The sequence below is a fragment of the Brucella pseudintermedia genome, from assembly GCF_008932435.1.
Lineage (GTDB): Bacteria > Pseudomonadota > Alphaproteobacteria > Rhizobiales > Rhizobiaceae > Brucella > Brucella pseudintermedia.
Window position 1 is genome coordinate 1 of the sequence record NZ_WBWE01000031.1, and the last position, 4,626, is coordinate 4,626.

Sequence of the window (4,626 nt, forward strand, 5' to 3'; positions counted from 1 at the left end):
TTGACTGGAGGTCAGAAATGAACATCAAGAGCCTTCTCCTTGGCTCCGCTGCAGCTCTGGTTGCAGCTTCCGGCGCTCAGGCTGCCGACGCAATCGTCGCGCCAGAGCCAGAAGCCGTTGAATATGTCCGCGTCTGCGATGCTTACGGCGCTGGCTACTTCTACATCCCAGGCACCGAAACCTGCCTGCGCATCCATGGCTACGTTCGTTACGACGTTACCGGCGGAGATGATGTTTATGCACGCGGCGGCAATCTTTCTCGTGACCCTGAAACCGGATATTCACTCGTTCTCGGTGGAAAAGATCGCGACACTTATGCCAAAACCGCTCGTGCAACTCTTCGCTTCTCGACCGCTTCGGAAACGGAACTCGGTACTCTGAAGACCTACGTAGAAACACGCTTCCAGTGGTCCGACGGTGCCGACTCCGGTTCGACAGGCACGCTGCGCTTCGGCTATATCCAGCTCGGCGGCTTGCGCGTCGGCCTCGATGAATCGGCCTTCGTGACCTTCCCGGGATACCTCGGCAATGTCATGAATGACGACGTGATCCTCGCAGGCGGTTATCGCACCGGCTTGATCAGCTACACCTTCACCGGCGGCAACGGCTTCTCGGCCATCCTGTCGCTCGAACAAGGCAACAGCGTTGATGTGGACTACAACGGTGTCATCGACGACTACATGCCGCATGTTGTAGGTGGCCTGAAGTATGCTGGCGGCTGGGGTTCGATCGCAGCTGTTGCCGCTTATGATGCTGTTAATGAAGAGTGGGCTGGTAAGGTTCGCGCCGACGTGAACGTCACCGACCGTTTCTCGGTCTGGGCAATGGGTGGCTACAAGTCCAACGACGATACCTACTATGGCTATACGGATGCAGACGGTAATTTCCGTGGCATTCGCGCTATTGACTCCTTCTACGGTACCTGGGGCGGCGATTGGGCCGTTTGGGGCGGCGCAGCGTTCAAGGCAACCGACAAGGCTACCTTCAACGTTCAGCTCGCTTACGAAGCTGCAGAAACCTTCGCGGCAACTGCAAACGTTGCTTACGAACTGGTGCCTGGCTTCACCATCACCCCGGAAGTTTCCTACACCAAGTGGAACGATAGCAAATCGGTCCTCAAGGGTGAGGACGCCTGGCAGGGCATGATCCGCTTCCAGCGCTCGTTCTAATCAGATCGACGCTTGAGCAAGAATGCGCCAACGGGAAACCGTTGGCGCACATCCATTTAGAACAGTGCTCACAAATGCGTGATTTTGATCCTTCAGAAATGGGGATTTCGAAGAGGATCGAAAACCGAGGGGAGTAGCGGGGGACGACAGAAAGCTGGGGGCAAACACGGTCTTTTAGAAGGATCTAAAGATGTCTCCGCATAAAGTTAGCTCACTTATCTTGTGTTCCGAGAATTATTTCATTAGTTGTGCGTCTCATATAGCTATGGGGGGCGTGCAATGATCGTCGTTGGGGAAACGAAGATCGACATGGGCGAAAAGTTTGCGCCTATAGTCGACTACAACTTAAAATACACATCCAGCAAAAGTCCGAACCACCGACTCGTTGAGCAATTTTCGGTGGCGGAGCTGGCGGGGAAATACATCAACATCCTGTGGGATGATGGGTCACACAAGTATAATGTGAGGTCGTTTCTCGGAGAAATTGACGAGATTCTGAAAGGCGAGCGCTTTTCAGGTTTCGATCAGGAAATGCTCGACTCCGTCATCGGTTCGCTTCGTGAGCGCGGCAACAGCAATGCAACCATCAATAGAAAGATGGCTGCGCTGAGCAAGCTGCTGCGAAAGGCGCACAAGATGGGGGATATCTTCAATTTACCGGAATTCATCCGGCAGAAAGAGCGAGTCGGACGCATTCGTTTCCTCGAATATGAGGAAGAAAAGCGGTTGTTCGCTGCGATCAAGTCACGCTGTGAAGATAGCTACCGGCTTTCCCTGTTCCTTGTCGACACAGGCTGCCGTCTCGGCGAGGCAATTGGCGTTACCTGGAATGACATTCAAGATCAACGGGTTACATTCTGGCTCACCAAATCGAATCGCAGCCGGACTGTTCCCCTCACCCAGCGCGCGCGAAAAGCAGCACACATCCCGCATGAGAAGCTCAAGGGCCCCTTCTCGATGCTCAATCAAGTCCGGTTTCGACAGATCTGGAATGAAGCAAAGATGGAAGTGGGGCTCGGCACGGACGATCAGGTCGTGCCGCATATTCTGCGTCATACCTGCGCATCTCGTCTCGTCCGGGGCGGAATCGATATTCGTCGTGTTCAAATGTGGCTGGGTCACCAGACCCTGCAGATGACCATGCGTTATGCGCATTTGGCGACACACGACCTCGATTCATGCGTAAAGGTGCTCGAAGGTCACTAGAGCGGTTCCTGTTTAACGGAATCGCCGGAACCGCTCTAACTATTTGTTTTGTCGCATTTTCCAAGGTAAAACCATTCCACACTTTTGCTGGAACTGCTCTAAAACACGTCCCGAAACCTGCAAACGGTAGCTGTGCGAGGCAAGCGGTCGGAAAAGCGTTCGTCTGTCGAAATGCGTCCAAAGCAACTCAACACGCCCAAGATTTGATCGCCAATTTCGGTTGTGTGGCTTTAATATGAGCGATTTTGATATTCGTTCTTGCATGCGGATCAATCCAGCCCAGCTGGATTGTCGTTTGCCTCAATTGACCGGCAGCTAACCCGATCTCCGCTCGCATTATTGAGCCGACACAGAATCATTGGGATGGAACCGGCCAGTACAAGTTGCTATGCCTTCCTCATCAGGACAGCAGAGGCGACTGACACTATCATCGGTCGCTGGACCTGTCCGCATCTACAGGACCGAGAATCGACTGGAAATCGTCATGGGATCGCCTCGCCTTACGCCGCTTGTTGCAAACCTGCCCTCTACCGTTCCTTTTACCGGTCCCGAGACGCTGGAGTTGCAGCGGGGGAAGCCTTTCAAAGCCCGAATCGGCGCGAATGAGAGCAGCTTTGGTCCGGCGCCCTCCGTCCTCGAGGCTATTCGCGCCGAAGCACGTGAAATCTGGAAGTATGGCGATCCCGAAAATTATGAATTGCGTCAGGCAATTGCAGCGCATCATGGTGTGAAGCCGGAAAATATCATGCCGGAAGCTGGCGTCGATGCTTTGCTTGGGCTTGTTGTCCGGCAATATGTTCAGGAAGGCGACAGGGTCATCAACTCACTTGGTGGCTATCCGACTTTCAACTACCACGTGGCCGGCTATGGCGGCAAACTGGTCACTGTCCCCTATATCGACGACAAGTCTGACCTTGATGGCCTGCTTGACGCGGCGCACAAGCAAGATGCAGCAATTTTGTATCTCGCCAACCCGGATAATCCGATGGGAACCTGGCATGAGGGTTCGGATATCCAGTCCTTCATGGAACGCGTGCCGGAAAACACGCTGCTCATTCTCGATGAAGCTTATTGCGAAACAGGGCCCGCTTCGGCCTTTCCTCCCTTTGAGACTGAACGCCCGAATATCCTGCGGATGCGTACTTTCTCGAAAGCCTATGGTCTTGCCGGAATCCGGTGCGGCTATGTTGTAGGCGCTGCCGAAGCCATCAAATCCTTCGATAAGGTTCGGGATCATTTCGCAGTGAACCGGCTTGCGCAGGCAGCAGCAGTAGCAGCGCTCAAGGATCAGGCCTACCTGAACGACGTTGTTATGAAAATAAAGGCCGGTCGGGACCGTATCGCTGCAATCGCTGAGGCGAATGGCCTTAAACCCATTCCATCCGCCACGAATTTTGTCGCCATCGATTGCGGCAGGGACGGAGCGTTCGCCGCAGCAGTTCTCAACGGGCTGATTGCGCGCGACATTTTCGTCCGCAAACCCGGAGCTCCGGTGCTGGATCGCTGCATTCGTGTGAGTGTCGGCATTGATGAACAGCTCGATCTTTTTGAGGCTGCCCTTCCCGCAGCTTTGGCGGATGCCCGCAAGAACGCAGACACCCGCGAAACTGTCTGAATGGTGGAGATCCAATATGCAGATTCGTCCCGATAGCCGACCTCAGAATATTCTTTTCAGCACGCTCGCCGGATTGTGCGGCGCGCTTGCGATTGCCGCTTATGCAGGTGCTGCCCACGGCGGAGAGAATCATCTGGGGAGTATTGCCCCGCTGCTTCTCGGCCACGCGCCTGCATTTCTCGTGCTATCGCTGATCGTACCGGGCAGCCGCGTCGCTTATCTGGGTGGAGCATTGCTCATAATCGGCCTCGCCTTGTTCTGCGGCGATCTCTTCATGCGAGACATGACGGCCGACCGGCTCTTTCCGATGGCTGCGCCGACCGGCGGATCATTGATGATTCTTGGCTGGCTTGTCGTCGCAGTTGCGGGTTGGTTCTTCAGGACCAAATAAAAAGGGGCCCGCAGGTCCCTTCAGACTGCTGACAAACCCCTGGCCTTGTTCAGGGGGTTGTGATTCATTGGCCATGTTGAAGAAACCCGCTCCGTCGCAGACGGCACTCGAGATGGTGACGCTCGACAGTCTGGTTCCGAAGGATCACCTGCTTCGCAAGATCGATGCTGTGATCGACTTTTCCTTCATCCACGACCGCGTTGCCGGACTTTACTGCGCCGACAACGGCCGCCCGGCGCTCGATC

4 protein-coding genes and 1 pseudogene are annotated in these 4,626 nt (G+C 54.9%); all 5 read left to right on the plus strand.

The window, feature by feature from the left end; all coding sequences use genetic code 11:
- The first annotated feature begins 17 nt into the window (after positions 1–17).
- Entirely contained in the window at positions 18–1,169 is a 1,152-nt protein-coding gene (locus tag F9K78_RS21675) for a porin (protein ID WP_151682744.1), read from the plus strand.
- Positions 1,170–1,448: 279 nt separating this feature from the next.
- On the plus strand, positions 1,449–2,375 hold the full coding sequence (locus F9K78_RS21680) for a tyrosine-type recombinase/integrase (protein WP_151682745.1): 927 nt from the start codon (positions 1,449–1,451) through the stop codon (positions 2,373–2,375).
- Between the two features lie 484 nt (positions 2,376–2,859).
- Complete coding sequence (locus F9K78_RS21685) at positions 2,860–3,990, plus strand: pyridoxal phosphate-dependent aminotransferase (RefSeq protein ID WP_151682746.1); 1,131 nt, start codon at positions 2,860–2,862, stop codon at positions 3,988–3,990.
- A gap of 16 nt (positions 3,991–4,006) precedes the next feature.
- Complete coding sequence (locus F9K78_RS21690; protein ID WP_151682747.1) at positions 4,007–4,381, plus strand: DUF423 domain-containing protein; 375 nt, start codon at positions 4,007–4,009, stop codon at positions 4,379–4,381.
- Between the two features lie 73 nt (positions 4,382–4,454).
- A pseudogene (locus F9K78_RS21695) lies at positions 4,455–4,626 on the plus strand (IS5/IS1182 family transposase); the annotation flags it as partial.

Coding starts and splice junctions, on each gene's coding strand:
- F9K78_RS21675 (WP_151682744.1), top strand. CDS start 18: ATGAACATCAAGAGCCTTCTCCTTGGCTCCGCTGCAGCTCTGGTTGCA.
- F9K78_RS21680 (WP_151682745.1), top strand. CDS start 1,449: ATGATCGTCGTTGGGGAAACGAAGATCGACATGGGCGAAAAGTTTGCG.
- F9K78_RS21685 (WP_151682746.1), top strand. CDS start 2,860: ATGGGATCGCCTCGCCTTACGCCGCTTGTTGCAAACCTGCCCTCTACC.
- F9K78_RS21690 (WP_151682747.1), top strand. CDS start 4,007: ATGCAGATTCGTCCCGATAGCCGACCTCAGAATATTCTTTTCAGCACG.